The following is a 24,261-nucleotide window of genomic DNA, read 5'->3' as shown; positions in this document are numbered from 1 at the left end:
TTGTCGTGCCTGCACCCTGGCGCTGATTCAAGGAGTTATCCATGCCCCGCCCTCTCGTCGAACCGTCGCTGGTCCCGGCCTTGCGCCCGGCGCTGCCTGCATTGGCTGCCGGGGTCGTCGCGGCCGCAGCGTCGGGGGTCGCGATGCTCGGGGCGCTCTGGTGCGTCGTGCAACTCATCGGTGAACCGTCGATGAGCTGGGCCGGGTGGGCATGTGCGCTATGGCTCGTGGGCGTCGCGCTCGCTGCCACATCGTCGTGGCTCTCGCACCACGCGGAATCGCTTTTCGAGGCAAGGGCTCGCCGCCAACTCGCAGCCCACCTCGTTCGCCTACCGGCAAGCACGCTGTCCCGCTACAGCGGAGACGCACTGCGGAGGCTCGTTTCGGACGACATCTCGGCGCTGCACCATATGACTGCGCACCTACCGGCAGAGTTCGCCACACTCATCGTGGTCCCCGCGGTCACGATCGCGGCGTTGGTTGCCTCAGCCGGCCCCGTGGCGCTTCTCGCTCTGGCTCCCGGCATCGTGGCAGCTCTGTTCTACCTGGTCGTGATCCCCCGAATGGCCGCTCGGCACAGCGCTGAAAGCGCGGATGTCATGGGCGACATCGTGACTGCCGTGGACGACTATGCCCGCGGCATCCGCGTCTGCCGGATCTACGGTGCGCAGACCGGCGCTGCCGCCGACTATGCAGAATCGACAGCACGGTTCACCCGGGGAATGCAGGAGCGCGTTCGACTCGTGGCTACCCCTGCGGCCGTCGCCGTTGCCCTCATGCAGGCGACGGCGACGTTCGCGATCGCCTATGCCGTCGGATTTCACTGGGATGCAACGACGTTGGCCGCCACCATTCTCTTCAGCCTCGCAATCGTGACACCGGCCCTGCGGCTCGGGCACGGCCTCGACTACGTCGCTGCTGGACGCTCTGCTGCGGGCCGGCTCGCCGCTGCCCTGGACGAACCCACCCTCCCTGCCGGTGAAGCGCCAACCGTTCCGGCCTCGAGTCCCTCCGATCGACTGGAGATCGTCAACCTGACTGTCACGATCGCGGACCGCAGAGTCGTCGACGACGTCACGCATGCATTCCGCCCAGCCACGATCACTGCGATCACGGGACCGAGTGGAGCAGGCAAGACGACGCTCCTGAAAACATTGGCCGGCTTCGAGATCCCGGAACTGGGTACCGTCCGCTACGCAGGTCGTAGCATCACCGCGATCGACGAGAACCTGCGGCCACAGTCCGTTCTGCTCACACCCCAGGGCGCAGACGTGTTACCTGCCACGGTGCGCGAGAACATCGCGCTGGCCGCCCCCGATGCAACGGACGCGGAATACACCGCCGCACTACGCCGGGCACAGATCGACGTCAGCCTCGACGCCCACGCCACTTCACTCTCCGGAGGAGAACGTCAGCGCGTCGGGCTTGCTCGGGTGTTCCTCTCGCCCGCAGCAGTACTGCTGCTCGACGAGCCGACCAGTGCACTCGACGATCGCACGGCCGCCGAACTGCTGAAGGAATTGCGACACCTCGCACATGACGAAGGAAAGACGATTGTGATCGTCACCCACGACCCCGCTCTTGCAGACGATGCCGACGATCGACTCGACCTCGGCGGTCGAAACGTGAACGACGCTGCCTCGCACAGTGCAGCCCTGACTGGAGCCGAATAATGAACAGCGCCAATGTAGCCCGACGACGCTTGATCACCATCGGACTCGGTTGGGTGTCCGTCGCTGTCCTCGAGGCGATCGCGTACACCACCCTCGCGCTCTCGATCGCTGATCACCGGTCGCCGGTTCTCGTCCTGGCCACGGCCACCATTGCTCTCTTCGTGACCGTCCTGGTCTCGCGGGGCGGTTACTTCACCGGGGCTCGACTCGTCGGCGATCTCTACGACGCTCTCGGCGACGCCTTCGCCCGTGCGAAACTGTCCTGGTTCACCGACGACAACCGGGCACTGCTCGCCACCGTCGCCGGGCGCGGTATCCCGTCGCTGATGAGTGTTCCCGCGCACCAACTTCAGACCTTCCTGGTTGCACCGCTGATCCCGCTGCTCCTGCTTCCTGGGATCGCGGTCGTCGCGGGGCCAGGCGTCATGCTGCTCGTCGGTGGACTGCTCGCCGTGTCGCTCGTCGCTCAGACGCTGGCCCAACGTGCGCTCAGCCGAGCGGACGAGCGCCGACACGAAGCCGAGCTCGCAGCAACTCAGTCGACACTCGAGCTCACCGACCACCTCGAATTACTGCGTACGGCAGCCGGTCCCACACGTTCCGTCGAACGAATCGAGCGAAGCTGGCGGAATCAGGAAGCCGCGCTTGCACGGACAAATCTCGCCGCGGCACCAGCGACATTCATCTCGGCGATCGCCACCATTGTGCCGCTGGCAGGTGCGGTGATTTTCCTCGCCGCCACCGGATTCGACGATCCCGCAGCCGCTCTCGCGCTTGTCATCCTCACCGCCCGCGCCGCTGCGCCGCTCGACGAACTCGCCCTGGCCGGAATCGGAGTCAACGAGCTGCGCGCAACGGTTCGCGACTACCGCACAGCGACTTCGGCTCCCGCACTGGCCGAGCCAGCACCCCGGGACGCCGCGCGCCCTGTTGGAACTGACATCGAGGTCGCCGGGGTAGACCACGCTCCGGTTCTGCGCGGCATCACCGCTGAGATCCCCGCGGGTGAGCGAGTTCTCGTCACAGGACGCTCGGGTACGGGGAAAAGCACACTTCTCGGGCTGCTCATGCGCTTCGACGATCCTGACCAAGGCGGCGTCACTCTGGGCGGAGTTTCATTGCGCGACTTGCCCTACGACGCTCTGGCGGCACATATCGGCTACGTGCCGCAGGACCCACTCGTGTTCTCTGGCACCCTCGGGGAGAACATCGGACTTGGAAGACCGGGCGCTACCGAAACCGAGATCGAGGACGCCGCAAGGCGCGCTGCCCTCGGCGCCGTTCTCGACCGCTCGACGCTCGGCATTCATCAGGACATCGGACACCAGGGTGCCGCTCTCTCCGGTGGCGAACGTCAGCGGGTGGCGATCGCTCGCGCCTTCCTCAAAGACGCTCCCGTCCTGGTTCTCGACGAAGCCACCTCGGCCCTCGACGAGGCCACCGAGCGCCGTATCGCCGGCGCCGTGCGGGAATTGGCGGCCACCGTCTTCGTCGTCACCCACCGCGACCCCGCCATCTGGGAGCCCACCCGCACGATCACCCTCTGACATCGCTTGTCTTACACGCGTGGATACATTGCCGGTCCCGTCGTACCCAGGTGATGACCGCAGTCGGCGATTTCAGCTCAGCCGCTCGATGATGGTGACGTTCGCGGTCCCACCACCCTCACACATGGTTTGGAGTCCGTACCGTCCATCAATGCGGTCCAACTCGTGCAACATCGTGGCGAACAACTTGGTGCCAGTGGCCCCAAGAGGGTGGCCCAGTGCGATTCCACCACCGTTGGGATTGACCCGGGAGGGATCTGCACCCGTCTCGATCAACCAGCTCAGAACTACCGAAGCGAATGCCTCGTTCATTTCTACGGTATCCATCTGGCCGATCGCCATGCCGGATTTCGCCAGTGCATACTTCGTCGCGGGTATCGGCGCCGAGAGCTGCAGCATCGGATCGTCGCCGCGCACGCTCATATGATGAATGCGCGCACGTGGCTTCAATCCATGAACCTCGAGCGCCTTCTCGGAGACGATCAGGGCCGCTGATGCGCCGTCACAGATCTGCGAAGCCACAGCAGCCGTCAGCAACGAGCCATCCCTCAATGCGGGCAGTGCAGCCATCTGCTCCATGGATGTCTCTCGTGGGCATTCGTCAACGACGCATTGGCCCAATGACACTGTCTCACGCTCGAATCGGCCGTCTGTGATGGCAGCACGGGCACGCTGATGCGATTGCAGTGCCCACTCCTCCATGTCTTCACGGCTGATACCCCATTTCTTGGCAATCAGGTCGGCGCCGACGAACTGTGAGATTTCGGCCTCGCCGAATCGTGCTGCCCACCCCCGGGACTTGCTGAAGGGCGTGTCGAATCCGTACTCGTTGCCGGCACGCATTGCCGCCGAGATAGGAATCGAGGACATGTTCTGCACACCGCCGACAAGCACCACATCTTGGGTCCCGCTCATGACCGCTTGCGCTGCGAAGTGGACGGCTTGCTGTGAAGATCCGCATTGTCTGTCGACTGTCGTTCCTGGGATGTCCAACGGTAGGCCTGCTGAAAGCCAGGCGGTGCGGGCAATGTTGCCCGATTGCGGCCCGATAGCGTCGACACAACCGAAGATCACATCGTCGACGGCCATCGGGTCCAGTCGAGTGCGGTCGAGAATCGATGTGATCACGTGGGCCCCCATGTCCGCTGGGTGCTCTCCTGCGAGCGAGCCGTGCCGTTTACCCACCGGAGTGCGGAGCGCATCGACGACATAAGCCTGAGGTGCAACCATACGAACTCCTTCGAAATCGAGCTTTGTCGGGCTTTCGATGTCGCACACACTCTAGCGATCAAGCATTTGTTTGGTAGATGAAACGTGATTTCGAGACCCGCAGCCACCACCACAGGATTGGTCTCCGCACTTCTATCCAACGAAATCCACTGCTGTCGCAATCATTCGACAGTTCGAGGCTCGACCCCCAAACGCGGCTTGGCTGCCCACGCCGCAGACCCCTCACGCCAGCGTGAAACCGCGAAAGATGCGAGAACAGCTGCGGGAGTGCATCTTCGAGCGGAACGAGCGCATCATCCATATCCATTGCCTTCCCTGAGAAATCGTTCAGCCCGCCTTGCGAACAACACCAGCTTTGTCGAGCTACACCGCAAGCCGGCTGGCCGATGGCTGGAAAGTTAGTACTTTCGGTGGAGCCCAGCACGATTGGGCTATTCACCGCCCAATACAGGCTTCGTAAACCGATACGCGTTGCAGGACAACGATTCTACAAACGGTCACGCACTCAGCGATTCATGAACCGCCGCTGGCTCGAAAACTGGATCCCCTTGCGGTAATTGCGCTCCGGGTAGAGCATGGGCACCACACCGTCTTCGATTACCGGAGGTTACCGTGACGAATCTCGTACGCCGATTATCTGCCTGCGTATCCATAGTGGCCGTTTCGGTTCTCGCGCCCGCAGCCGTTGCCTCCGCGGCGGTCACCGTTCCGTTCCAAATCAACCCGGCGCCTTTCGGGAACCCAAACGGCAGCTTCGATGCACCCCCTGTCCACTGTGTGGCGGTAGTCGGCGAACAACCTGGCACGGTGACGATCACCGGCGCCAAAGACGAGCGGTGGGGTTGCATGCTTTCGACGGAAGTGCGCTGGATGAACCTCTCGACAGGAGCCTCCGGCTCCGGTCGGCTTTCTGGCGACAACCAAGGAACCCCGGGAGAGGCAACCCTGCAGACTGGAGCCGGGCAAGTTGCCGTCGCCATATTGCCTGCCGCCGGACCTGTCACCCCGGGTTTCGCAACCTTCTTCGTCCCATAGGCAACCCCCAAACCCGGGACACCTGCTGTACGAACGACCCGTCGCCACACAATCGTGTGGCGACGGGTGAGGGCTTTCCGTTCTCCAGTTGTACGCCTACAGCTTCGCGCTGATGAGCGGCACGATATGTTCAGCCGCCCACATCGTTCCGATCGGGCCACCGCTCGTGATTGCCCACAGAACGTCGCCACCGTCGGCGGTGCGAGGAGGCAGAGCGACCCAACGACCGGAGGACACCGCTCCCAGCGCTTGGAAGAGCTTCCCGCCGGTCAGCTTGTCGAAATCCTCCTCGCTGCCGGCGGCACTGCGGCCGATCAGCAGGAAGTCCGCATCGATGTTCTCGAGAAGTTCCTCGCCGACAGTGCTTTGGGTGACGAACTCCTGTGCACGCGGGTTCTCGGCAAAACCGAGCTCGCCCAAGAAAGTTGCCGGAGCCGAATCGGGCGCTGAAAGGTACTGCAGCCCATTGCCGGTTCCGTAGAAGATCGCCCAGGTTGCGGTCAGGCCGGTGAGTTCAGGGTTCTCCTGACGCACCTTCGCAAAATACCGATCATGGTCCGCCACGATCTTTTCGGCTGCCTTCGAGAGGTCGAGTGTCTCGCCGAGTACGCGGATCGATTCCTTCCACGGCACGAGCATCCGCGACTTCGTGTCGGGGCTCGTCACCACCGGTGCGATTGAGGACAAACGTTCGTAGTAATCGCCCATCGACAAACCACCCAGGCCGTCGGCCCAGCCGACGGCGACGATGAGGTCAGGTTCGCTCGCGGCGATCGCTTCGACGGGAAGTGTGCCGCCCATCGCGAACTCGAAGGTGTCGAGATCCTCTGCGCCGTAAGGCAGCAAGTACGACTGGGAAGCCGACTCCTTGACCATCGACGAGGAGAGAACGGGTTTGACGCCGAGCGCGAGGAGCATTTCCGTGTCGACGGCATTGGGGACGATTGCGGCAACCCGCTCCGGGCGCTTCTCGAGAATACCTGTACCATATGGCGATTCCAGGGTCAGCGGGTAAGTAGTCGTTCCTTCCGCAGCGGGAAGGGCGTTCCCCTCCGAACCGGGAGTGGACGCCGTTTTCGAGTTTTCGGCCGAGGCCGAGCACCCGGACACAAGGAGCGCTGCGGCGAGCGCGGCCCCGATCAGTCCGATGATCCGTGATCGTCTGGTGCGCAGGACTGTCATTTCTGCCTTTCGGTGTTATCGAGCGCTTCGGTCTTACCGAGCGATGGAGCCGGGTCAGGAATCTGTGCGCACTGTGTCGCTGCGTTTCCAGTAGCCGGTGAAATCGATGTCGGTCTTCGCAATTCCTCGATCACGAATCAAATGACGCCGAAGCGAGCGAATCGTCGCCTGTTCGCCTGCAAGCCAAGCGAATACGCGTCCGTCAGGCCATTCGACTGCACTGACCGCGTCGAGCAACAAAGAATTAGTGCCGGGCTCCGCCCCCTCGCGTGGCAACCACGTGACACTCACCCCGGGCAACTCGCGCACCGATTGAATGTGAGCCGAGTCCGCAATTTCGACGAACACATGCCCCCTGACATCGGCAGGCAATTCCTCGAGCAGACGTGCGATCGCAGGTAGCGCCGTCTCGTCACCGACGACGAGCAGATACTCGCAATCTTCCGGGAGTCCCTGCGATACAGAGGGACCCGCGATGTGCATTCGGTCGCCCGGGCCGGCGTCGCGCGCCCAGGTGGTAGCAACTCCACCGCCGTGAACGACGAAATCGACGTCGAGTTCCCTTGTTCGCGGATCGTAACGGCGCACGGTGTACGCGCGGGCAAGTGGACGGCGTCCCGCTGCGAAAGTCACAGTGCCGTCGACTATCACCGGCAAGACCGGATCGGTTTCGCCAGGATAGGCGAACAACAATCGGAGGTCGTCGTCGAAGCCGGTGCTGACGAAGGCGGGCTCGGCAAAGCCGTCGGCGTTTGTGAAGGTGTCGAGCTGCGCTCCGGTGAGCGTCACTCTCCGCATGCCCGGCGTCACGTCTGTCACCCGACGTACCTCGAGTTCACGCAAGGTGACTGAGTACGCCGTTGTCGGACGGGTGTTTCGGGGCACGGAAAGACTCCTCGGAAGCGCACAGACGGGGGGTTCGACCCACGCTCGATCACGGCGGGAGGGCCATTGAATAAAGCTAGCCTGCCCTAATCGGTTACGGTTATCCGTGCGTGCCGACTTCTTACACTCATCGGTGGCTGCGTGAGAAAGCATCTGAATCGGGAGGGCATACGTGGGACCACGGTTGGTGTTCTCCGCGGGCGAAGTCCCCGAGATCCCCGCGTCCCGACTCTCCTCGATCGCGAATGCACGTGAGCCACTGCTCTTCTGGGTACACACCGGACACGCGGAACTACAGATCGGCGACCGCACCCGCAGCGTGACCGCTGGGGCGGCAACCTGGGTGCCCGCGGGAATCGCCTACAGCATCCGAGTCGACCCGGGAGCGGTCGCGTTTCCCATTCCGATGCCCGCTGCCGACCTGCCGCCCACGTTGAACCGGATCATCGATTTCGAGATCCCGGCAGCCTGGCAGGACTGGCTCGTCCACCAGTTCGCGCACAACTTGGGATTTCTGCGCGGTGGGGCGACTGTGGGGGCCGGACTACTCGAGCTTGTCGCGGGGGCCCATTCCAACGACGCCGACGCTTCGGTGTCGTACGCCCCACCGAATTTGCCACGCTCGGCCGAGACCCTCGAGATCGCTCGCACGCTTCTACGGACGCCAGCCGACGACACGGAGCTTTCCCAGTTCGCCCGGCAACTCAAGATCGGCGTCCGCACCCTGCAGCGCCGATTCACGGAGGAGACGGGGTTGCCTTTCGCGCGTTGGCGCACCTCGGCCCGGATCGCGGCAGCAATCGCATACCTGAACTCCGGCCGCGAAATCGGATGGACGGGTGGGCAGGTCGGATTCGCGACGCCCGCGGGATTCACCCGTGCCTTCCGTGAACACACCGGTGTGACACCCAGTGACTACACACGTGCAAACCAAGGCTCAGCGCCGATCCATGAGAACGAGACCTTGGCACAGAGCGTCGTACTCTTGTCCGAGGAAGGCGCCCACTCAGGCTCGGCGCCGATACCGCCGACGATTCCCGCAAGCGGAACGTGGGCCAGGGTCAACAACTTTCACGTCATCGTCTGGATCTACCGAGGCTCCGCCCGGGTCACTTTCGGCGACCGAACCTGGAATCTGAGGCGGGGCGACGCGATGTGGCTTCCCGCGGGAGTACGCAACAGCGTCGAGATCGCGGAGGGTTCGCTTCTACTTCCGCTCGGATCCCAGCCTGGCGACTCTCCCGTCACTGCACCGCCGCCACGAGTGCTGCACTTCGCGCGCGAAGCGGAGGCGTATCTGTTACACACGGTCGTTGCGAATTACACCCTTCTGCGCCCCGAAATCCATGACCCAGCGAGGATCTCGAGGCTGATCCGAAACAGCGCGGCGACGCGGACACCCGGCGGCCGAACCGATCCTGTCGAAACGATCCTTACCGCACTCCGCGCGGACCCCACCGATTCGCGCACGCTGCCGGAGTGGAGCGCTCGACTCGGCGTCGACGAGGGCCTGCTCCACAAACGCTTCGTAGCGGCCACCGGCCAGAGCTTCCCGCGCTGGCGCGGTCAGTTGCGGATAACCCTCGCCCGCGCTTATCTCGAGGAGGGCTTCTCGGCCGGAGATACCGCCCGTCGACTCGGCTACGCGCACGCGTCCGGATTCACCAAGGTCTTCATCGGTGCCCACGGCATGTCGCCCCGGGACTACCAGCGCCGCGGATGGCGGGGAACGGTCGAAGGACTCATCGACTCGTGACCTTCCGACGGATGAGTCCTTCGATCCGTCGTGTCGCCCGCCGAAACGGTCTCGAACTGGCACTACTTCCTTGACTAAATTTTCAGTCAAGGTTTACGCTCCATGCAAGCAGGACGCGGACCGGGCGCGCACGCACACAGCACAAGGAGTCACCGCAATGCAAAGACGTCGGTTCATTCAGGCAGGCGCCGCTGCGCTCAGTGGCCTCTTTTTGGCAGGCTGCGGCGATTCCGACTCAGCCTCGGGCGGGAGCAATGGAGACGACGATCTTCGCGAGTGGGTGATGCCGGAAGAGGGGGATCCGCACAAGCGCACCTGGATGGCGTTCGGTGCCAGCGAAGCGATCTGGGGAGCAGCCCTCCTGCCCGAAGTCCAGCGCAACCTCGCGACTATCGCGCAGACCATCGCGCAGTTCGAGCCCGTCTCGATGCTTGTTCGTTCCGAGGAACTGGACTTGGCTCGCTCCCTCGTCGGCCCATCGGTCGAACTGATCGCCGCGCCTCTCGACGACCTCTGGATGCGCGACACCGGCCCTGTATTCGTGAAAGGCAACGGGACCAAAGCGGGTATCGATTTCAACTTCAACGGTTGGGGCGAGAAGCAGGATTTTGATAAGGACGGCCAGGTCGCAGCTTTCGTTGCCGCCCGTGCGGGAGTCGAATCATTGCCTACCGACCTGATCCTCGAAGGCGGCGGCATCGAGGTCGACGGCGAAGGCACAGCCATCATCACCGAAAGCTGTGTACTCAACAACAACCGCAACCCGGGATGGTCGAAGTCGGACGTCGAAGCCGAACTCGGCCCCCTGCTCGGTCTCGACAAGATCATCTGGCTACCGGGAATCGCCGGCAAGGACATCACGGACGGCCACACGGACTTCTACGCCCGTTTCGCACGCCCAGGTGTCGTGGTCGCAGGCCTCGACACAGACCCGGAGTCGTTCGACCACGACGTGACCGCACGTCACCTCGAGATTCTCCAGAACGCGACCGACGCACAGGGACGGAAGCTGGAAGTGGTGGTCCTCGAGGCGCCGGTCGCGATCAGGCCCGACTTCGAATCGGACGATTTCGCAGCCGGATATATCAACTTCTACGTATGCAATGGGGCGGTCATCGCACCCGAGTTCGGTGACCCCGAGGCCGACCAGGCCGCCAGAAGTGAATTGGAGCGCCTCTTCCCCGACCGCCGTGTCGTGCAGATCAACATCGACGCCATCGCCGCGGGTGGTGGCGGCATTCACTGCACCACCCAGCAGGAACCCGCGGACTAGAAACCTGTCCCGACCACCCTCGTAGAATTCGGACTCGTGTCGAACCGCCAAACGCAAATCTTGGAAGCAGCAGTCCGCGTCATTGCCCAACATGGCGTACGCGGGCTGAGGGTGGAGACGCTCGCTGCCGAGGCCGGAGTGTCGACGGCACTCATCTACTACCACTTCCAGAACCGTGCAGGTGTGCTGCGCCGGGCCCTCGATCACATCAACGATCGCGCCGCGCTGTACACCGAAAGTGCCTTCACGGAGACAGACCCTCGTGCGCAGCTCGAGCAGATGCTCCTGCTGGAGTTTCAGAATTCCCCGAAGATTCGGGAGAACAGCATCGCCTGGGGTGAACTCCGGGCAAGCGCAGTCTTCGCCGACGAGCTGCGCGAACCCCTAAGCACCACGACGCAAGAGTGGGCAGACGACGTTGAATCCTTGATCCGCCAAGCGCAGGATGCCGGGCTCGCTGATCCGAAGGCAAGCCCGGCCGACGCCGCCGAGCGACTCACCGCCCTGGTCGAGGGTCTGAGCGAACGCTGGCTGAGCGGCTCGATCCCCATCGAACGAGCCAGAGAACTGCTCACCGGCGCGATCAGTGTGGAGATCGATCCGAGCTAGCCTCTACCGCTCGCCGACGCCCTTCGATTCCGGAGACAGAGCCGGGAACCAGATGTCGGTCAGAACTTCGGCGGCCTGAATCCGCGTCACATCGATTGTCCCCTGCACGGCCCAGCGTGTGAAGAATCGCTCCAACTGACTCACGAGCAGTTCGACGCGCAACCGTGCCTCGTCGTGCTGTTCCGCCGGCCAACGGCCCAGGTACTTGGGCATGGCATTCGGTAGTTGGGTCATACCGTCTCGCGCTGTCTCGCGGAACTCCGGTTCGAGTGCCACGGCCTCGTCCCACGCCGGCAGCAGGCGTTTGTTCTCGTCGAACCAGTCGAAGGCACGCTCCAGCCAAGCCGTGAATTCCACGCGAGAGTTCGTGTCGAGAACCCGATCGAGATCGATGTAGAAAGCGAACGCACTCGCCGCCATCCCGGCCGCGCCGATCGTCTTGAGCATCTCCACCTTGCTGGCGAAATGCACGTAGAACGTGGCTCGACTGCATCCGACGACCGAGGCGATGTCGTCGACCGTGACAGCCGCGTATCCCCGTTCCTCGAACAGAGTGCGTGCGGCGTCCACGAGTTTGGCCCGCGTCGCGCGTTTCTGCTCGTCGCGAAGTGTTCCCCGCCTGTTCTTCGGGCCGTCCGTAGTCGTGCTCACGTCGCCCACCTTGCTCGCATTTCAACCTCCTGGCAAATCACCGACTCGCCGTCACCAAAAAACATTGCGTCATTCATTGACACAACGTCAGCGAATGGCGCACTATGACTCAAGTCACTTCTCGGGCTTCGATTCTTCTTCTCGCACGCCCGAGACAGAACAGAAAGCGATGGCGAATGAGCCCCTCCCCCTTGCCGAGCGTGTGCATCATCGGCGCCGGGCCCACCGGAATCACGACGGCCAAGCGAATGAAGGAATTCGGAATACCCTTCGACTGCTACGAAGCGTCCGACGAGGTCGGCGGAAACTGGTACTACAAGAATCCCAACGGGATGTCGGCCTGCTACCAGAGCCTGCACATCGACACGTCGAAGTGGCGCTTGGCATTCGAGGACTTCCCGGTCTCCGCTGACCTTCCCGACTTCCCGCACCACTCCGAACTCTTCCAGTACTTCAAGGACTACGTCGAGCACTTCGGACTGCGTGAGTCGATCATCTTCAACACCAGTGTTGTTGCAGCAGAGCGTGATACAGACGGGCTGTGGACCATCACGCGCTCGGACGGCGAAGTTCGCACCTACGACGTCCTGATGGTCTGCAACGGACATCATTGGGATCCCAACATCCCGGACTACCCAGGTGAGTTCGACGGGGTCCTCATGCACAGCCACAGCTACAACGACCCGTTCGACCCGGTCGACATGCGCGGCAAAAAGGTAGTCGTGGTCGGAATGGGCAACTCCGGCTTGGATATTGCCTCCGAACTGGGCCAGAGATACCTCGCCGACAAGCTCATCGTGTCGGCTCGCCGTGGAGTCTGGGTACTGCCGAAATATCTCGGCGGTGTACCCGGCGACAAACTGATCACCCCGCCCTGGATGCCGCGTGGTCTACGACTGTTCCTGAGTCGTCGATTCCTCGGCAAGAATCTGGGAACGATGGAAGGCTACGGTCTGCCGAAGCCGGACCACCGCCCCTTCGAGGCCCACCCCTCGGCCAGCGGCGAGTTCCTCGGACGCGCCGGGTCAGGCGACATAACCTTCAAGCCTGCCATCACCAAACTCGACGGAAAGCAGGTTCACTTCGCGGACGGCACCGCCGAGGACGTCGACGTGGTCATCTGCGCCACCGGCTACAACATCAGCTTCCCCTTCTTCAGTGATCCGAATCTGCTGCCGGACAATGACAACCGATTCCCACTGTTCAAACGAATGATGAAGCCCGGAATCGACAACCTCTTCTTCATGGGACTCGCGCAGCCCATGCCGACGCTCGTCAACTTCGCCGAGCAGCAGAGCAAGCTCGTCGCGGCCTACCTCACCGGTAAATACCAACTGCCGTCCGCGAACGAGATGCAGGAGATCACCAAAGCCGACGAGGCGTACTTCCTCGCCCCCTATTACAAGTCACCACGCCACACGATTCAGCTCGAGTTCGATCCCTACGTCCGCAACATGAACAAGGAAATCGCCAAGGGCACCAAGCGTGCTGCGGCCTCCGGAAACAAGCTACCTGTTGCCGCGCGTGCAGCAGCACACGAACTCGAGAAGGCGGATCGCGCATGAGTCTGGTGAACGGTCACTGCGACAACGAGTTCGACGCCGTCCGAGCGGCTTTCGAGGCTCAACTCGAATCCGGTGAAGAACTCGGCGGCTCCGTTGCCATCACCGTCGACGGAGAATCCGTGGTCGATCTCTGGGGCGGGTACGCCGACGAATCCCGTACCACTCCATGGGGCAGCGACACCATCGTCAACACGTTCTCCATCACCAAGACCATGACGGCCCTGTGTGCGCTCCTGCTGGTCGAACGCGGCCAATTGGACGTGTACCAGAAAGTTGCTCACTACTGGCCCGAATTTGCGGCAAACGGTAAGGAAGACATCGAAGTTCGCCACCTCCTGTCGCATACGTCTGGCGTCTCCGGTTGGGAGCGCCCGATCGAACTGACGGACATCTACGACCTCGAGGCGTCCACCGCTCGCCTCGCTACCCAGAAGCCTTGGTGGACCCCGGGTACGGCGTCGGGCTATCACGCGATCAACTACGGCCATCTCGTCGGTGAGGTCATTCGTCGCATCGACGGGCGAACTCTCGGCAGGTTCTTTGCCGAAGAGCTTTCCGGTCCACTGGGAGCCGACTTCCATATCGGCACGTCCGCAGAGCATTTCGGTCGAATCGCCACCATGGTTCCGCCGCCCGCGTTGGAGTTCGACCTGTCCACGCTCGACCAGGACAGCATCTTCATCAAGACCCTGACCTGCCCACTGCTCGACTACCCCGAGGTCAACACCGCACCCTGGCGGGAAGCCGAGATCGGCGCAGTCAACGGCCACGGCAACGCACGTTCTATCGCTCGGGTCCAATCCCTGATCTCGAACGGTGGTGTGCTCGACGGCCGGAAGCTGCTCTCGCAGAGCACCATCGACCTGATCTTCGAGATCCAAGCCGACGGTATCGATCTCGGGATCATGACACCACTCAAGTTCGGCATCGGCTACGGACTGCCACATCCGGTTACCGCGCCACTGATTCCCGACGGACGCGCCTGCTGGTGGGCAGGTATCGGCGGCTCGATGCTGGTCAACGATCTGGACCGACGGATGACCTTCGCCTACGTCATGAACAAGATGGCACCGGGTCTGATCGGATCCGACCGCAGCAACGCCTACCTGAGCGCCGCATACAACTCCGAGGTCAGCGAGGTCAGTTCATGAAGGCAGCCCAGCTCATGGGGCCCGGGCTCCTGGAAATCAACGACGTGCCGGTCCCGGAGATCGGCCCGTCGGAACTACTGATTCGAGTTGGCGCAGCGGGAATCTGCCACTCCGATCTCCATCTCCTGCACTTTCCGTACAAGATGCGCGAAGAACCGCTGACTATCGGCCACGAAATTGCCGGCACGATCGAAGCCGTCGGGAGTGGCGTCGACGGCCGTTCCGTCGGAGAGCGTGGCGTCGTCTACCTCTGTTGGTCATGTGGACAGTGCCGAGAATGCATGAGCGGCAACGAGAATATGTGCCTCGCCGCTGGACGCACCGCGATGCCGCCCTGCCCCGGGCTTGGTCCCGAAGGCGGGATGGCCGAGTACGTCAAGATCCCGGCTCGCTCATTCGTACCCATCGGAGACCTCGACTTCCTGCAGGCCGCACCTCTCGCCGATGCGGCACTGACGAGCTACCACGCCATTCGCGGTGCCCGCGAACATCTCCAGCCCGGTGCCACCGCCGTCGTGATCGGCGTCGGCGGACTCGGTCACGTTGCAGTACAGATACTTCGCGCAATCAGTGCCGTGCGCATCATCGCCGTCGATGTCGGACAGGATCAACTCGATCTCGCCAAACGTTGCGGCGCCGACATCACGCTCGAATCGGGACCGGACACCGCGCAGCACATCCTCGACCTCACGTCGGCCAGAGGCGCAGAAGTCATCTTCGACTTCGTCGGTATCGACGCAACTGCACAGATGTCTGTTCAAGCGGTTGCGCCGAACGGCGCGTATCGCATGGTAGGTCTCGGAGGCGGAAACCCCGGAATCACTGCCGAAGCTGCCGGCGGACCAGGCTGGCCGTGGGGCGCATCGATCCGGAAGTCGTACGGCGGCACCAGAAACGACCTCGTCGATTCCATCGCCCTGGCACAGGCCGGTCTGGTAACGGTAGAAGTAGCCCGCTTCGACCTCGCTGATGCCCGCGACGCACTCGACCGTCTCGAACACGGCAAGGTCACCGGACGCGCAGTGCTCGTACCCTAATCTTCGAAAGGCACTTCACGTGACTACTTCCGCTGATACACAAGCATTCATCGCGTCCGTCATGGCCGGGCTGACCGGCCCCGGTGGTCCTTTCGAGATGCAGGTCGAGGATGTACTGGGCAGTTCGATGCCCGTCATGAAGAACCGCGACAAGGCACTCGGCGACGTGCTCGCTGCATCCTTCGACTTCGGATCACGCGACTATCTGGTGACCAAGGACCGACGCTTCAGCTACCTCGAGCACGGCGAGGCCGTAGCAGCATTGGCGACGGCGCTGCGCGAGCGGTACGGCGTCCGCAAGGGTGATCGGGTCGGCATACTTGCTGCCAATACGCCGGAATGGGTGATGACCTTCTGGGCGGCTCAGTCCCTCGGTGCCATCGCCGTCGGATTCAACTCGTGGTGGGTGGCCCGCGAGGTGGCGTACGGCATCGATCACACCACCCCCACAGTGGTGATCGCCGACGCCAAACGCGCGCAGATTCTTTCCGAACTGAACACCGATGTTCCCGTACTCACGATGGAAGAAGATCTACCTACCTTGATGGAGAAGTATTCGGGATCGACACTGCCCCGTACTTCCGTCAACGAGGACGATCCGGCCGTCATCCTGTACACGAGCGGAACCAGCGGCCGCCCCAAGGGGGCTGTTCACAGTCACCGAAACGTGTTGGCCGTCATCGACTACCACCGCTACAGCGATCGCCTCGCTGCGGCGTTCACCGGCAAACCCAGCGACGGCCGACCGAGTGACTTGCGGTATCTGCTGACCGCGCCGCTGTTTCACATTGCAAGCCTGCATAACCTGGCGATCCCACGACTCGCGACGGGCGGAGCGGTGGTCATCCATCAGGGCGCCTTCGACGTCGACGAAGTCCTTTCCCTCGTCGAACGCGAGAAGGTCACAAACTGGGCGGTGGTCCCCACCATGGCAACCCGTCTCCTCGAGTACGGCAGTCTCGAGAAGTACGACCTGACCTCACTGAGCGCCTTTGCGCTCGCGTCTGCGCCGTCATCTCCGGCCTTGCAGGACCGACTGCGCGCACGACTGCCTTTTGCGCAGCACACCTTGGTCGACAGCTACGGGCTCACCGAATCCTCCACCGGCATTTCAGTTGCCACACCACCGGAACTTGCCGCGTTCCCCGGAACTCTCGGCCGGCCGATCATCGGGGTGAGCGTGGAGGTGCGCGACCCCTTCGGTGTTGCAGTCCCCGACGGCGAGGAAGGTGAGATCTGTGCGCGCAGCGCCTATGTGATGTTGGGGTACTGGAACGACGAGACCGCGACTGCAGCCGCTATCGGTCCTGATCGATGGCTCCGAACCGGCGACTTCGGAGTATTCGAGGACGGCCGACTCCGCCTGACGGGTCGCCGATCCGACCTGATCCTGCGCGGCGGCGAGAACGTCTACCCTCTCGAAATCGAGCAGACCATCGACGAGCATCCCGCCGTACTCGAATGCGCTGTGATCGGCATTGATTCGGCAGACCTCGGCCAAGAAGTTGCAGCCGTCGTCGTTTTGCGGAGTGAGGGAGCCGCCGGCGAAGAAGAACTACGCGACTACGTCGCCGAACGACTGGCTTACTTCAAGGTGCCGGTGAAGTGGAAACTGAGCACAACTCCTCTGCCCCGCAATGCAACCGGAAAAACGATACGTGCAAAGGTGGTTCTCTCATGACCTACGACGCCGTGATCAACAACGGTCTGTGGTTCGACGGCACCGGGGCCAAACCAGCTGTCCGCAATCTGGGTATCCGCGATGGGTTGGTTACTGCCATCTCCCTCGATCCACTCGACGAAACCGACTGTCCCCGTGTCATCGACGCGAGGCGCAAGTGGGTGATCCCGGGCATCGTGGACATCCACACTCACTACGACGTCGAGATCCTCGAAGGCCCGGCGCTGAGCGAATCTCTCAGACACGGGGTCACGTCGATCTTTGTCGGATCGTGTTCCCTGTCCACCATTCACGCCAGCCCCTCCGACGCGGGTGATCTCTTCGGCAGAGTAGAGGCAATTCCGCGTAAGCACGTCGTCGACGCACTCAACCGTGCCAAGACCTGGAACTCTGCGAGCGAGTATGTTGCTGCACTAGAGGCGCTTCCGCTAGGTCCCAACGTTGCAGCCTTCATCGGACACTCCGATATGCGGGCCGCCGAGATGGGACTGGATCGTGCTACCAGGAAGGACGTCCATCCCACAGACGCCGAACTCGCGTCGATGGAAGCACAGTTGACCGAAGCTCTCGACGCAGGATTCGTCGGGATGTCCAGTCAGCAATTGTTGTTCGACAAACTCGACGGCGAGACCTGCCGCTCACGCACGCTGCCGTCGACGTATGCAACCACGAAAGAACGACGCCGACTCAATGCGATCCTGCGCCGTCGGGGACGGGTATTTCAGGCCGGACCTGACCTCTCCAACCCGATGAGTACCGGAGCGATGGCGTTCTCCAGCGCGGGTATCTGGCGTAAGCGACTCAAGACGAGCATGCTTTCGGCGGCCGACATCAAGTCCAACAAGTTGGCCGTGGTGATACTCGGCCCACTGGCACACTTGGTCAATCGACTCGGCGGCGACCTGCGCTGGCAGCACCTGCCAGTTCCCTTCGAGGTATATGCCGACGGCATCGACCTGGTTGTCTTCGAGGAGTTCGGATCCGGCGCTGCAGCACTGCATCTGACCGACGAGATGGAACGCAACGTCCTCATGCAGAGCGAGGATTACCGTCGACAATTCCGCAAGGACTACGACCAGAAGTTCGGTGTCAAAGTTTGGCATCGCGATTTCTTCGACGCCGAGATCGTGTCCTGCCCCGACGAATCCCTGGTCGGCAAGAGCTTCGGGCAGGTCGGCGTCGAACGTGGCGGCCTCCACCCTGTCGATGCATTCCTGGATCTGGTCCTCGAACACGGCACGAAAGTGCGTTGGCGCACAACCATCTCGAACCACCGGCCGGAGGTTCTGGACAAGTTCGCCCAGGACAATGGCGTCCAACTCGGGTTCTCCGACGCCGGAGCGCATTTGCGCAACATGGCGTTCTACAACTTCGGCTTACGCCTACTACGACGTGTCTACGATGCCCAAAAGGTCGGCCGTCCGTTCATGACCGTCGAGGCAGCGGTGCATCGTCTCACCGGTGAACTCGCCGAGTGGTACGACGTCGATGCCGGGCACCTTCGATTAGGTGATCGCGCCGACCTGGTTGTGATCGATCCCGCTCATCTCGACGATTCGCTCGACGCGTACGCGGAAAGCCCGGTTGTGGAGTACGACAACCTCTCCCGCATGGTCAATCGCAACGACCAGACCGTCACCGCAGTGTTCGTCGGCGGCGAGTACGTCTTCGGCGACGGAGAAGCAGCACCCGTTCTCGGCAACCGCCGAACCGGAAAGTTCTTGAAAGCAGATGCCCATTAACACGTCCAGATTTGCCGGGAAAACAGCAGTCGTCACTGGAGCAGCATCAGGTATCGGTGCAGCCATCGCACTAAGGCTTATCGACGAAGGCGCACAGGTAGCTGGAATCGACATCGCTGCAGAGGGTTTGAAAGAGATAGCCTCCCAGCACGGCGGGGCCTTCCTCGCCGTTCCCACTGACGTCACCAAGGAATCCGATGTTGCCGAGGCCCTTGCCGCGGCGGCGGCGGAATTCGGCGGTATCGATCTGGCTTTCAACGTTGCCGGTGCGTCGAGGGTGGGGCAGATCGTCGACCTCGACGAGGCCGACTGGGACTTCACCATCGACCTGGTGCAGAAGGGCGTCTTCCTCTGCACCAAACATGAAGCGCGGCATATCCGAGAGCATGGTCGCGGTGGTGCGATAGTCAACGTGTCCTCATTGAACGCGCACGTGCCGAGCCCCTACGGGAGCGCATACGCGACAGGCAAAGCCGGAGTCGAGATGTTCAGCAAGAATGCCGCGATCGAACTGGCTGCGTCGGGGATCCGGGTCAATGCCGTTCTACCCGGCCTGGTCGACACGCCACTGGTCGCGCCGGTCATGAACTACGAACCCGCCCGCGACATGTTTCTCAGCCGAATCCCCATGTCCCGAGCAGCAACTCCCGACGAGATCGCGGGCCCCTGCCTCTATCTCGCCAGCGACGACGCCTCGTACATCACCGGAACCAGTCTGGTCGTCGACGGCGGCTGGGAGGTCTCGAACTACCCGGATCTGACGACGCTGGGCAACTAGTTCAGTTGCCGGGCAACACACATTGAGTATCGAGGCCGAGGACGTGGTTGAGCCTGCCGAAGGCCAACCACGATCCGAGGCACATGCTCAACTCGACGATTTCTCGCTGGGAGTAGTGAGCTGTCATGCGTTCCCAGAACTCGTCGTCGAGCCCGTGGTGGTCGAGGGCGTATCTCTCGGCGTATTCGGCAGCGAGGCGCGTCCTGTCGTCGAAGGCATCGGTGGTGCGCCAGTCGGTGACAGACTGATCGAACGTCGACTCCACAGTCTCGCCGTCACGCTCGGTGCGCCAGTCCTGACAGAAGATGCACCCGTTGATCTGAGCGATCCGAAGCCTGGCCGCCTCGAACTCGCGGAGTCCGAGAGTGCCGTCCGTGTAGACCTTTTGGGAGAACCCGGCGGCCGCGGGTCCGATGCCGGGGACCATCTCTCCCCACACGTAGCCGATCGGATTCTTGCCTTCGGGTATGTCGATATTCATGTGAGTACCTCCGAGTTTCGGGCACCGAGCTTGCCGACGCCGGGTGTGAGCGGAACGTCCAGCGCGTCGTAGAGACCGGGTTCAGCCTGACGTAGCCAGGGAATTGCGTTGACGAGACGTCCTACGGCCGTGGCATTTCCACCGGCCGCGCGATTTCCACCTTCATCGGTGGCTTCGACGTTGATCTCGATTCGTGGTCGTCCTTCGACGATCACCTTGTGCGCGCCGTCGCCGCCGTCGGGCGGGAGCGGCCAGTCGCGGGCACAAGACGGATGAATACGCGTGACGTGTTCGATCACGATCAGGGGTTCCCCGCCGACGATTCCCTGAACCTCGAATCGCAGTGCGCCTTGGGTGCCGGCCGCGAACTCCCCCATATGTTCGGTCGACACGGTTTCCTCGAGCGGGCGGCGCAGCAAGGTCTCGCGGATCTCGTCGAGTTCCACCCCGAGTGCCCGCGCGATGAGCCGAATCTGCCCGCCCCAGACCATGGTGGGTACGGTCGGCGCGACCATGGGAGGTTCGTAGTCCATCGGCTGACCCATCCCGATCAGGTAGCGGACAGAATCCGGCTGTTCGTAGGTCGTGTAGTCGAAGATTTCCTGACACCGGATCTGGTCGATTGTCCCCGCGAGCCCGCTGACGAGAATCGGCAGGATGTCGTTGCCCCAGCCTGGGTCGATACCGGAGACGAACAGAGCGCCGCCGCCCGCCTTGGCAGCAGCTTCGACGGGATCACGAAGTTCGGGAGGCGCAGATTTCGGGTCGTACAGCGCATATACCGACGGCGTGACCACCACAGCTCCGGCGGCCAGTGCCCGCGTGATGTCGGCAACCGCGTCGTCGGGCCGAATGTCGCCGGACGCCGCGTAGACCACCGCGCCGGGAGACGCTGCGAGCACGGCATCGGCGTCGTCGGTAGCCGCGACGCCCAGGTGCACTCCCAGATCGGCGAGGTCACCGGCGTCTCGCCCGACCTTCTCGGGGTTCGCAACGATGACGCCGACAAGTTCGAGGGCCGGATTGGCTGTCACAGCGCGAATCGATGCACGCCCGACGTTGCCGGTACCCCACACGACAGTCGGAATCTTGGACTCGGCTTCATTCGAAACTGCACCCATCAATCGGACATTACCCAGCTCAGCGCGTCAGGTCAGCAGAACTGCAAGAATTCGTTTCACTTCATCCGGTCAAAAATGCCATTGCCTGCGCAGTCAGTGCGCCGTCACCCCGCCTCCGGTACGTCTCGGCGGGTCGGCCGTTACCTGGTCTGCTCATCTCGCCGGTACTTTCGAGCGCGTCGAACACCTGCCGGCGGAAGCTGTCCTTCTGGAACGGACGATCGAAGATCACCTCGTAGAGTCCCCGAAGTTCGGCGACGGTGAACGTCCCGCCCGACAATTTGTCCGGATCCACGTGCGACGCATACCTCGTGCGTAGGTCCGTGACCGCGAGTCGCACCATGTCGGCGTGATCGAATGCGAGTCCGCTCACTGCCTCGTCGTCGTACACATCGACGAGAAGCGCCGAATCGGGCAGTGCCGATTCCGGTAGGCAAGCCGTGTGTGCGACCGACAAAACCCATCCACGGTCGTCGCGGTCCGGTCGGTCGAAGATCGCCAACTGGCGGAAGCTCGTCTGGGCCAACTCTGCCTTGACCGACAGGGCACGATCGGCTGCGGCCGTGAGCAATTCGCGTTCGTGCAGAAATGTTCCCGGTAGCGCCAGCGCACCGAGACGGTGCCGAACCACCAGAACTTTCAGAGATCCACCGCTGTACGTCAGCACCGCGACGTCCACTGCCACAGACGGACGCGGATAGTCCGTCAATCCCTTGCCGCTCGTGTCTGTCCATTTATTCACCCTTGCATGTTATCTCAAACATGATCTATGGTTAGCGCAAAGTTGATCAAACGATCATCGCGAACCGAAGAGGTAGCCATGAAACTCACCGCACAGCAGTCCGATCGAGCGGCCGGCGTTCTGCTCGGCACCGCAGCAGGAGACGCGCTCGGCGCCGGCTACGAATTCACCTACCCGAAGGCCGAGGTCACGATCGACATGATCGGTGGCGGCCCGTTCGACTGGGCGCCGGGAGAATGGACCGACGACACCTCGATGGCAGTTGCGATCGCCGAGGTGGCCGCGACCGGAATCGACATCGGAAGCTCTGACGGTCTCGATGCCATTGCAGCACAGTTCATCCGGTGGTACGACTCGAAGCCCGCGGACATCGGCAACCAGACGCGAGCAGTGTTGTCCGTCCGCTCCGAAAGCGCAGCGGCGATGGCGGATCGTGCGCGGGCGATCAGCGGCCGCAAAGCCGGCAACGGCTCGCTCATGCGGACTGCTCCCGTCGCCCTCTCCTACTTGGACGATGCAGAAGGTGCCAGGTCGGCAGCGCACCGGATCAGTTCACTCACGCACGACGACCCGCGTGCCGGACAGGCGTGCGAGTTGTGGACCCATGCCATCCGCCATGCCGTTGTCGCCGGCAACTTCGACGGTGTTCGAGGCTTCCTCTCCGTTGCCGATCAGGACGTCGCCGAATACTGGGGCCCGCTGCTCGATCAGGCCGAAACCGGGAACCCGCAGGACTTCTCCAAGAACGGTTGGGTGGTGCATGCACTTCAGACTGCTTGGTGGGCAATCACTTCCACGGACAATGGCGATGCTCGCCACCTCCAGTACGCATTGGAAGCGGCAGTAAGAGCCGGCGGGGACACCGACACGACGGCGGCCATCGCGGGTGGCCTCCTCGGCGCCCGCTGGGGAGCGTCGGCGGTTCCCGCCCGTTGGCGCCGAATCATGCATGGCTGGCCGGGATACCGTTCCTCCGATCTGATTCGCCTGGCAATAAAGACTGCTCGCGGCGGTACCGACGACAAGAACGGATGGCCGTCGACGGCAGAACTCGACTACTCGAGGTTTCGCGGAACCCACCACCTGACGACGCACCCGCACGACGACGGCGTCATGCTCGGCGGCGTCGATGCGGTGTCCACTGCAGACTACGACGCCGTGGTCAGCCTGTGCCGCATGGGAACACGACAGGTCGCCCCTGATCACGTCGAGTTCTGGTTGGTCGACGACGGTCACGATTCCAACGCCAACCTCGAGTTCGTTCTCGACGACGCAGCGCGCACCGTCCAGGCGTTGCGGGCCGAGGGAAAGCGCGTACTCCTCCATTGCGTTCAGGCGCACAGTCGCACGCCGTCGGTTGCAGCGCGATACTCGATGTTGATCGGACGTGATCCCTACGACGTACGCTCGGCTATGCCGTGGGCTCGCCCGAAGCGTGAACTCTGGAACACGGCAGTCGGAAACGCGTCCGTCGGACACACAGCCGTCGGATACACAGGAGGATCCATGCCCGCTATTACAGTCGTCGAAGGTGACATCACGACGCTGACCGTCGACGCCATCGTCAATGCGGCCAACTCCAGGCTCCTCGGCGGCGGCGGTGTCGACGGCGCGATCCACCGTGCCGGGGGACCGGAGATCCTGAAGGCTTGCGAGGTATTGCGCAACACCAGCCTTCCCGACGGCCTGCCGGTGGGTGCGGCCGTAGCCACCACCGCCGGAAAGCTGCACGCCAAGGCCGTGATTCACACCGTCGGCCCGAGGTATTCGCGCTCCGAGGACCGTTCCGGTCTGCTTCGGTCGGCGTACACCCGCAGCCTCGCCGTGGCCGACTCGATCGGCGCCCGTACCGTCGCCTTTCCGTTGATCTCGGCAGGGGTCTACGGCTGGCCGAAGGAAGATGCCGTCCGACAGGCCGTTTCAGCGATTCGCGCGGCGAAGACCGAGGTCGAGACGGTCACACTGGTCGCATTCAACAAGGAGACGGCAGACCTGATGCGCCGCGCGATCGCCTGACCGTTTACCGGGCCCACTTCACGCCACGTTAAAGCAGTGCAGAGCGGTCGTTGAAGTGGAGAAATTTCACCGGTTGGACGTTTGTCCAACAATTTGTCCGAATCGC

Annotated in this window: 20 protein-coding genes; 13 read left to right on the top strand and 7 right to left on the bottom strand. The window is 62.7% G+C overall.

Annotation, left to right across the window (positions count from 1 at the left end):
* Positions 1-41 precede the first annotated feature (41 nt).
* Positions 42-1,673 (top strand): ABC transporter ATP-binding protein, encoded by a 1,632-nt coding sequence (locus tag YH3_RS13410; protein WP_042451615.1) that lies wholly within the window; start codon positions 42-44, stop codon positions 1,671-1,673.
* Positions 1,673-3,220: an ABC transporter ATP-binding protein gene (locus YH3_RS13405; protein WP_064443570.1), complete on the top strand. Its 1,548-nt coding sequence runs from the start codon at positions 1,673-1,675 to the stop codon at positions 3,218-3,220. The genes YH3_RS13410 and YH3_RS13405 overlap by 1 nt, the downstream gene beginning before the upstream one ends.
* A 72-nt stretch (positions 3,221-3,292) precedes the next feature.
* Here the strand turns inward: YH3_RS13405 and YH3_RS13400 are convergent, their stop codons facing one another.
* The gene (locus tag YH3_RS13400; RefSeq protein WP_030536178.1) at positions 3,293-4,450 is read right to left on the bottom strand and encodes an acetyl-CoA C-acetyltransferase; all 1,158 of its coding nucleotides are present in this window, start codon (positions 4,448-4,450) and stop codon (positions 3,293-3,295) included.
* A gap of 654 nt (positions 4,451-5,104) precedes the next feature.
* Between YH3_RS13400 and YH3_RS13395 the strand changes: the two genes are divergently transcribed.
* Positions 5,105-5,485 carry a hypothetical protein gene (locus tag YH3_RS13395; protein WP_050655001.1) on the top strand — a complete coding sequence of 127 codons (381 nt, stop codon included), beginning with the start codon at positions 5,105-5,107 and terminating at the stop codon, positions 5,483-5,485.
* A 96-nt stretch (positions 5,486-5,581) separates the two neighbouring features.
* On the opposite strand, the gene YH3_RS13390 is transcribed toward YH3_RS13395, so the two are convergent.
* Positions 5,582-6,667, bottom strand: coding sequence for an ABC transporter substrate-binding protein (locus YH3_RS13390; RefSeq protein WP_050655000.1), 1,086 nt, complete (start codon positions 6,665-6,667; stop codon positions 5,582-5,584).
* Between the two features lie 54 nt (positions 6,668-6,721).
* Entirely contained in the window at positions 6,722-7,552 is an 831-nt protein-coding gene (locus YH3_RS13385) for a siderophore-interacting protein (RefSeq protein WP_064443569.1), read from the bottom strand.
* A gap of 172 nt (positions 7,553-7,724) precedes the next feature.
* Here YH3_RS13385 and YH3_RS13380 point away from each other — a divergent pair, with 172 nt between their 5' ends.
* From YH3_RS13380 to YH3_RS13370, 3 genes are all read left to right on the top strand, one after another.
* Positions 7,725-9,308: an AraC family transcriptional regulator gene (locus YH3_RS13380; RefSeq protein WP_064443568.1), complete on the top strand. Its 1,584-nt coding sequence runs from the start codon at positions 7,725-7,727 to the stop codon at positions 9,306-9,308.
* Between the two features lie 157 nt (positions 9,309-9,465).
* The gene (locus YH3_RS13375; protein WP_050654997.1) at positions 9,466-10,581 is read left to right on the top strand and encodes an agmatine/peptidylarginine deiminase; all 1,116 of its coding nucleotides are present in this window, start codon (positions 9,466-9,468) and stop codon (positions 10,579-10,581) included.
* Between the two features lie 36 nt (positions 10,582-10,617).
* Entirely contained in the window at positions 10,618-11,190 is a 573-nt protein-coding gene (locus YH3_RS13370) for a TetR/AcrR family transcriptional regulator (RefSeq protein ID WP_054825073.1), read from the top strand.
* Positions 11,191-11,193: 3 nt separating this feature from the next.
* On the opposite strand, the gene YH3_RS13365 is transcribed toward YH3_RS13370, so the two are convergent.
* Positions 11,194-11,850 (bottom strand): TetR/AcrR family transcriptional regulator, encoded by a 657-nt coding sequence (locus YH3_RS13365; protein WP_003943145.1) that lies wholly within the window; start codon positions 11,848-11,850, stop codon positions 11,194-11,196.
* Positions 11,851-12,017: 167 nt separating this feature from the next.
* Here YH3_RS13365 and YH3_RS13360 point away from each other — a divergent pair, with 167 nt between their 5' ends.
* The 6 genes from YH3_RS13360 to YH3_RS13335 are packed head-to-tail and all read left to right on the top strand — an operon-like array spanning position 12,018 to position 19,795.
* Positions 12,018-13,406 (top strand): NAD(P)/FAD-dependent oxidoreductase, encoded by a 1,389-nt coding sequence (locus tag YH3_RS13360; RefSeq protein ID WP_178377318.1) that lies wholly within the window; start codon positions 12,018-12,020, stop codon positions 13,404-13,406.
* Positions 13,403-14,557: an EstA family serine hydrolase gene (locus tag YH3_RS13355; RefSeq protein ID WP_042451628.1), complete on the top strand. Its 1,155-nt coding sequence runs from the start codon at positions 13,403-13,405 to the stop codon at positions 14,555-14,557. The genes YH3_RS13360 and YH3_RS13355 overlap by 4 nt, the downstream gene beginning before the upstream one ends.
* The gene (locus tag YH3_RS13350) at positions 14,554-15,594 is read left to right on the top strand and encodes an NAD(P)-dependent alcohol dehydrogenase (protein ID WP_030536186.1); all 1,041 of its coding nucleotides are present in this window, start codon (positions 14,554-14,556) and stop codon (positions 15,592-15,594) included. Before YH3_RS13355 ends, YH3_RS13350 begins: the two co-directional genes overlap by 4 nt.
* Before the next feature lie 19 nt (positions 15,595-15,613).
* Positions 15,614-17,275 carry a class I adenylate-forming enzyme family protein gene (locus tag YH3_RS13345; protein ID WP_064443567.1) on the top strand — a complete coding sequence of 554 codons (1,662 nt, stop codon included), beginning with the start codon at positions 15,614-15,616 and terminating at the stop codon, positions 17,273-17,275.
* Positions 17,272-19,017 carry an amidohydrolase family protein gene (locus tag YH3_RS13340; protein WP_064443566.1) on the top strand — a complete coding sequence of 582 codons (1,746 nt, stop codon included), beginning with the start codon at positions 17,272-17,274 and terminating at the stop codon, positions 19,015-19,017. The genes YH3_RS13345 and YH3_RS13340 overlap by 4 nt, the downstream gene beginning before the upstream one ends.
* Positions 19,007-19,795 carry an SDR family NAD(P)-dependent oxidoreductase gene (locus YH3_RS13335; protein WP_030536188.1) on the top strand — a complete coding sequence of 263 codons (789 nt, stop codon included), beginning with the start codon at positions 19,007-19,009 and terminating at the stop codon, positions 19,793-19,795. Before YH3_RS13340 ends, YH3_RS13335 begins: the two co-directional genes overlap by 11 nt.
* Before the next feature lies 1 nt (position 19,796).
* Here YH3_RS13335 and YH3_RS13330 read toward each other — a convergent pair whose 3' ends face one another.
* The 3 genes from YH3_RS13330 to YH3_RS13320 form a co-directional block, all read right to left on the bottom strand.
* The gene (locus YH3_RS13330; protein ID WP_003943220.1) at positions 19,797-20,276 is read right to left on the bottom strand and encodes a carboxymuconolactone decarboxylase family protein; all 480 of its coding nucleotides are present in this window, start codon (positions 20,274-20,276) and stop codon (positions 19,797-19,799) included.
* Positions 20,273-21,397: a dihydrodipicolinate reductase gene (locus YH3_RS13325; protein ID WP_030536189.1), complete on the bottom strand. Its 1,125-nt coding sequence runs from the start codon at positions 21,395-21,397 to the stop codon at positions 20,273-20,275. The genes YH3_RS13330 and YH3_RS13325 overlap by 4 nt, the downstream gene beginning before the upstream one ends.
* A gap of 61 nt (positions 21,398-21,458) precedes the next feature.
* Positions 21,459-22,139, bottom strand: a complete 681-nt coding sequence (locus YH3_RS13320; protein ID WP_064443565.1) for an NUDIX hydrolase — start codon at positions 22,137-22,139, stop codon at positions 21,459-21,461.
* A gap of 78 nt (positions 22,140-22,217) precedes the next feature.
* Between YH3_RS13320 and YH3_RS13315 the strand changes: the two genes are divergently transcribed.
* Positions 22,218-24,155, top strand: a complete 1,938-nt coding sequence (locus tag YH3_RS13315; protein ID WP_064443564.1) for an O-acetyl-ADP-ribose deacetylase — start codon at positions 22,218-22,220, stop codon at positions 24,153-24,155.
* Positions 24,156-24,261: the final 106 nt, after the last annotated feature.

The sequence above is a fragment of the Rhodococcus sp. YH3-3 genome, from assembly GCF_001653035.1.
Classification (GTDB): Bacteria; Actinomycetota; Actinomycetes; order Mycobacteriales; family Mycobacteriaceae; genus Rhodococcus_F; species Rhodococcus_F qingshengii.
This window is presented reverse-complemented; position numbering and strand designations above follow the sequence as displayed.

Bases quoted from the DNA above. Each gene is read 5' to 3' on its own strand.
- YH3_RS13410 (WP_042451615.1), top strand. From the start codon at position 42: ATGCCCCGCCCTCTCGTCGAACCGTCGCTGGTCCCGGCCTTGCGCCCG.
- YH3_RS13405 (WP_064443570.1), top strand. From the start codon at position 1,673: ATGAACAGCGCCAATGTAGCCCGACGACGCTTGATCACCATCGGACTC.
- YH3_RS13400 (WP_030536178.1), bottom strand. From the start codon at position 4,450: ATGGTTGCACCTCAGGCTTATGTCGTCGATGCGCTCCGCACTCCGGTG.
- YH3_RS13390 (WP_050655000.1), bottom strand. From the start codon at position 6,667: ATGACAGTCCTGCGCACCAGACGATCACGGATCATCGGACTGATCGGG.
- YH3_RS13375 (WP_050654997.1), top strand. From the start codon at position 9,466: ATGCAAAGACGTCGGTTCATTCAGGCAGGCGCCGCTGCGCTCAGTGGC.
- YH3_RS13360 (WP_178377318.1), top strand. From the start codon at position 12,018: ATGAGCCCCTCCCCCTTGCCGAGCGTGTGCATCATCGGCGCCGGGCCC.
- YH3_RS13355 (WP_042451628.1), top strand. From the start codon at position 13,403: ATGAGTCTGGTGAACGGTCACTGCGACAACGAGTTCGACGCCGTCCGA.
- YH3_RS13350 (WP_030536186.1), top strand. From the start codon at position 14,554: ATGAAGGCAGCCCAGCTCATGGGGCCCGGGCTCCTGGAAATCAACGAC.
- YH3_RS13340 (WP_064443566.1), top strand. From the start codon at position 17,272: ATGACCTACGACGCCGTGATCAACAACGGTCTGTGGTTCGACGGCACC.
- YH3_RS13335 (WP_030536188.1), top strand. From the start codon at position 19,007: ATGCCCATTAACACGTCCAGATTTGCCGGGAAAACAGCAGTCGTCACT.
- YH3_RS13330 (WP_003943220.1), bottom strand. From the start codon at position 20,276: ATGAATATCGACATACCCGAAGGCAAGAATCCGATCGGCTACGTGTGG.
- YH3_RS13325 (WP_030536189.1), bottom strand. From the start codon at position 21,397: ATGGGTGCAGTTTCGAATGAAGCCGAGTCCAAGATTCCGACTGTCGTG.
- YH3_RS13315 (WP_064443564.1), top strand. From the start codon at position 22,218: ATGAAACTCACCGCACAGCAGTCCGATCGAGCGGCCGGCGTTCTGCTC.